This is a genomic window from Bradyrhizobium sp. P2_E8 (assembly GCF_056403875.1).
This window is the reverse complement of the sequence record NZ_JBFUES010000581.1, coordinates 1-4,804: the sequence shown is the minus strand read 5'-3', so window position 1 is coordinate 4,804 and position 4,804 is coordinate 1. Positions and strand designations below refer to the sequence as shown.

Annotated in this window: 3 protein-coding genes; 1 reads left to right on the top strand and 2 read right to left on the bottom strand. The window is 64.5% G+C overall.

Annotated elements, in window-relative coordinates; translation table 11 throughout:
* Window positions 1–156: 156 nt before the first annotated feature.
* Together AC1D00_RS27020 and AC1D00_RS27015 are read right to left on the bottom strand one after the other, a co-directional pair.
* Complete coding sequence (locus tag AC1D00_RS27020; protein WP_477012756.1) at window positions 157–1,281, bottom strand: lysozyme inhibitor LprI family protein; 1,125 nt, start codon at window positions 1,279–1,281, stop codon at window positions 157–159.
* A gap of 94 nt (window positions 1,282–1,375) precedes the next feature.
* Window positions 1,376–2,107, bottom strand: a complete 732-nt coding sequence (locus AC1D00_RS27015; RefSeq protein ID WP_477012755.1) for a transglutaminase-like cysteine peptidase — start codon at window positions 2,105–2,107, stop codon at window positions 1,376–1,378.
* Window positions 2,108–2,725: 618 nt separating this feature from the next.
* Between AC1D00_RS27015 and AC1D00_RS27010 the strand changes: the two genes are divergently transcribed.
* Window positions 2,726–4,804 (top strand): FecR family protein (locus tag AC1D00_RS27010; protein ID WP_477012754.1); only part of this gene is annotated, 2,079 nt, incomplete at its 3' end.

Genomic DNA, 4,804 nt, shown 5'->3' with positions numbered 1-4,804 from the left:
GACGGTGCACCCTCTCCCCTTGCGGGAGAGGGTGGCTTCGCGTGAGCGAAGCCGGGTGAGGGGTCTCTATCCTCACGAACAGGCTGACGCGTCGTGAGAACCCCTCATCCGGCGCTTCGCGCCACCTTCTCCCGCAAGGGGAGAACGGAAGAATAGCTACGATCCACCGCCCGCGGTCCCCGAATTCACCGGTGCCAGTTCGTCTTCTCGGCAGCGCCAGCCGTCGGCGGCTTTCACGAAGGCGAAGGTGCGCTGGATCCTGAGGCGGCGCGTGACGTTGAAGGCGTCCGCGGAGCGCTCCTTGTTGCCGGCGGCTCCCGGCTGCGGACGACCCGTCCGGGCGTCCCAGCAGGTGCCGGTGCAGGCGGAGGCGACTTTGCTGCATGTGGTGAAGGGCGCCAGCACGACCATTTCGATCTCGCCCGTGACCTGCGCCTCCTGGTCGGTCACCTGGCTGTCGACCGMGTAGACGCGGTTGATGCGCAGGAAATTGCCGCACGAATTGGCCGCGTGAATCCGCGCGGCGCAGAAGTCGACGGCGTCGGTGTCGGGCGACCGGGCCGCGACCTGGCGGCCGAACACCTTCTTCGGATCACCCTTGGCGGCTCGGATGTCGTCGGCCTTGTGCGTCAGGTAGTCGGCAAGACAGCTTTCCGCGGATTCGAGCTCTTGCAGCGGCACGTTCTCCTTGCCGACGAGATTGCATCTGCGGTCGCGCTCTCGCGTCCACCGGCCGTATTCGGCGAAGGCAAAGCGGGCCGCGGTCGGGTCCAGTTTGCCGATTAGGCCCAGCACCTGGCTGTTGAGCTCGGTTTCGGTGAGCGCCAGCGACGGGTCCGCGCAGATCAGCGCGCCCGCCGCCGTGTTGGCCGCGAGACAGTCGAAATCCGGATCACGCACGATTGCGGCACGCTCTTCGGTGACCTTGAGAAGGCACGCCTTCACGCGGTCGAGATCGTCGGCGCGGACCGCGGTCTGGCCGATGATGCCGCAGCCGAGATTGCGCTGTCGGATCCAGATGGCGTTTTCCTCGATCGCCGGCAGGCGATCGGGCAGGCGGGCGAGCCGTGCCTCGATTGCCGTGCTCAGCTTCTCGGCGGCGGCGGCAAGCTCGGCGTCACCGCAGAACAATTGATTGCCGGGGTCGCGAATCTGCTGGCAGTTGTTCTTGGCGAACAGCGGCAGTCTGTCGGCGATGGAGCGGTCGGATGGGCTGGATTGCGCGAACGCGGGTGCCGCGAGCGTCAGCAGCGCAAGCACAATCAGTCCGATGAACCGCATTCCGGTCGTCCCCCGCATTGCCGGAGGCATGCTAGCGTCACGGATCGCGCGGTGGAATGGGTTTGTGGGAGAGGTCTATCGGGCTACAAGAAAATCAATGCGCCTCGGCGGGAGCCATCGACAGCCGTACCGGCTCGTCGACATATTTCATCACGGCCGACTGGTAGAGCACGAACAGCGGCTGGTAGGTGCGCGCGTCGTCGTCCTCGACCATCGCCATGCGGCGGTTGTCGAGCATCAGCCAGTGGCCGTCGAGCTTTGCCGCGGCAACCGCATGCTCCTCGCCGGCGCGGGTGTCGCGCACCACGACGATGCGGAGGTCCTCGGTGGCAACGCCGGCGAGCCGCAGCGCGGCCAGCTTGGCGATGGCGTAGTCTTCGCAGTCGCCGGCGCCGCGCTCGAAGGTCGCAAGCGGCGAGCTCCAGACGTCGTCGACGCCGTCATTGGCGGCCCGGATCGAGAGGTTGATGGCGCGATTGGTCTCGCCCAGCCGGGCGCGGCCGTCGCGGGCGCGGGCCTGGTCGACGATGGCGAGCAGCTTGAGTGCCGCAGGCGATGCGCAATTGTCCCGGTCGCCGTCGCACAGCGCGAGCTGCACCATGTCGTCGTCGAGCCTGGACTTCAGCGCGGACCATTTCTGCTGGAGGCTGCCGGACGAGATGGCAAAGGCGAATACGCCGAACGGTTCGGCGGATTTGCGCACGAGGACGCCGGCACCAGGCGACAGCAGCGTGCCGGCGCGAAGCTCTGCGGCCGATCCGAACAGGACCAATCCACACAGGACAAGGATTGCGCGCCAGGCGCGCGAGCGAGCAGCGGTCTCCATCTGACATCCCCTTCCGGCTTCGCCAGATCCCCCTCGACCTGATCGTGCCGGGCTTTGTTGCTTTCACGGAGATAGTGCGAGACGGGCGGTTCTGTTCTGCTTAACGCGGCCGGCAGGGGTCCCAAAACCGTGGGACAGGCTGAAACGGGTCTGCCCAAATTGCGTAAAATTTTACGAATCGGGGGATAAGAGGGGTCCGTTTGCCGCGAAATAGCACCATTTGCAGGCAGAAGTTGTGGGGGCGCTGATTCTGCCGCCTATGGCTAACGGCCCGCTATTTCACGGGTTCTGTTAGTTGGGTCACAGATTTAGTTCCGTATTTCCCGCAGGATGCCAAGGGGCCCCACGAAGAAAAGATGACACGAGTATCTGCCGCTTGATCTATACGGCAGTTTACTTTGGATGACCGGAAATGCGCGAAGTTCGCTCGAATTCTACCTCGATATACTGCGAGAAATACTTCACCTTCTCTCTGAGGGCAGTGCTCCCAGGTGGCTCCGATCGGCAAGTGACGCGAAATCACACAAGCAATAGACGGTTTCGCTAATGATTTAGTAATGCTATGCAAGCTTAGGCGGACGATACTTACTTAAATTTTAACTCTTTTACGGTGCCCGGTTGAATTACGCTGGCAAATTTGACGCCGCGATCATCTTGGACGGCCAGGGTTCCCACCTGCCCGGCGAGGTCTATGGCGATTCCTTTACCGCCAAGCCCTTCATCGCGAAGGCGCACGGTCACGTGCCCGACGGCGCGTTCGTGGTTCCCGACCCGAACCTGATCTTCAACGGCGAGTTCAAGCGCGCCGGTCTCGACCTTGTGCTGTCCCATGAGGGACACGAATTCGTCGTTCACGATTATTTCAGGGGCGACAAGCGCGCCGCGATCGCCTCGCCCGATGGCGCCCACCTCACCGGCGACATCGTCAGCGCGCTCACGGGCCATGTGCAATATGCGCAGGCCGCGCCCGGCGCCGCCGCGGCCCAGGTCATCGGCCACGTCACCAAACTCTCCGGCAGCGCGACCGCGGTCCGCAACGGCGTCTCGGTCATCCTGAACAACGGCGACAATGTCGAGAAGGGCGACGTCGTCTCGACCGGCGCCGATTCGACGCTCGGTATCACCTTCATCGACGGCACCGTGTTCGGCCTGTCCTCAAATGCGAGGATGGTGCTGAACGAGATGGTCTACGACCCCAACGGGTCGAACAACTCCTCGCTGCTCAGCCTGGTCGCGGGCACCATCACCTTCGTCGCCGGCGAGACCGCCAAGCACGGCGACATGAAGATCGACACGCCGGTCGCCACCATGGGCATCCGCGGCACGGCGGTGCTGACCCAGATCAACTTCGTCGTTCCCGCCGGTGGCGGCGATCCGCAGCCGCAGGCCAGCTTCCAGGTGCTGGTGGAGCCGAACGGCACGACGGGTTCCTACATCCTGTTCGACAAGGTCACGCTGCTGCCGATCGCGACGGTCAACCAGGCCGGGCAGATGATTCAGATCAGCGGCGGCAACGTCTCGATCACCAATGCGCTGATGTCGCCGGACGTGCAGAAGCTGATCACCGACGTGTTCACGCTGAAGTTCACCGACACCAACACCAACACCAAGCTGACCTCCAACTTCACCGACACGATCACGCAAACCGGCCAGGATCTGGTGTTCAAGTCGGGGTCGGGCGCCGTCGTGATCGCGACCTTCACGAACCTCAATCCGCAGGGACCTGAGGCACCCGGCACTTCCACGCCGCCCGCCACCCGTATTCCCGGCCAGCCGCTGGCGCGAAGCCTCGATTCCGGCGGCAACGTGAAGACGGCGTTCGCGCTGACCGAGCGCGCGGACACCACCGGCGGCACGACGCCCGATACGATCTCCGGCCGGATCACTTTCGTCGACCAGAACCTCGGCGACCGGCCGACGGTGAAGGTGAGTCTCGCCGATGCGCCGAACTACGTTTACAAGAGCGCCGGCCAGCAGGACGTCACCGGTTCGCTCACCGCGCTACAGAAGCAGGACATCGCCGCGACGCTGATCCAGATCAACGTCGCCGCCGACGGTGGCAACAACAACAACGGCTCGGCGGTCTGGACCTACACGATCCCCGACCACGTCTTCGACTTCCTCGCGGCCGGAGAAACGCTGACGCTGACCTACATGGTCCGCGTCGACACCAATTTCGCGGTGAACCCCGAGTCCGCGTTCATCCCGATCACCATCACGATCACGGGCACCAACGACAAGCCGGTGATCTCGACCAGCGTTCCGGTCATCACCTTTGAAGGCGGCACCAGCGTGCCGGGTGGCCCGCTCCGCAGCGATGTGCCGACGTCGGGCACGCTGGACTTCACCGACGTCGATCTCACCGACAAGCATACGGTGTCGGTGGCGCTGACCAGCGCGACCCTGCCTGATGGCAGCACCGTTCCGCCGGGGCCGCTCGCGGCGTTCCAGAGCGCGATGTCGGTCGCGATCGCCGCCGGCGCCGACAGCACTGGGGACGGCACCGGCACCATCAACTGGTCGTTGGCCGACCTTCCCGTCTACCTCGCCGACTTCATCCCGGACGGCGAGGTGCTGACGCTGACCTACACCGTGACGCTCACGGATTCGCAAGGCGCCACCTCGCAGAAGACCATCACCGTCACGATCACGGGCACCGATGCGCCCGCGGTGGTGTGGATCGCGACCGACCACGCC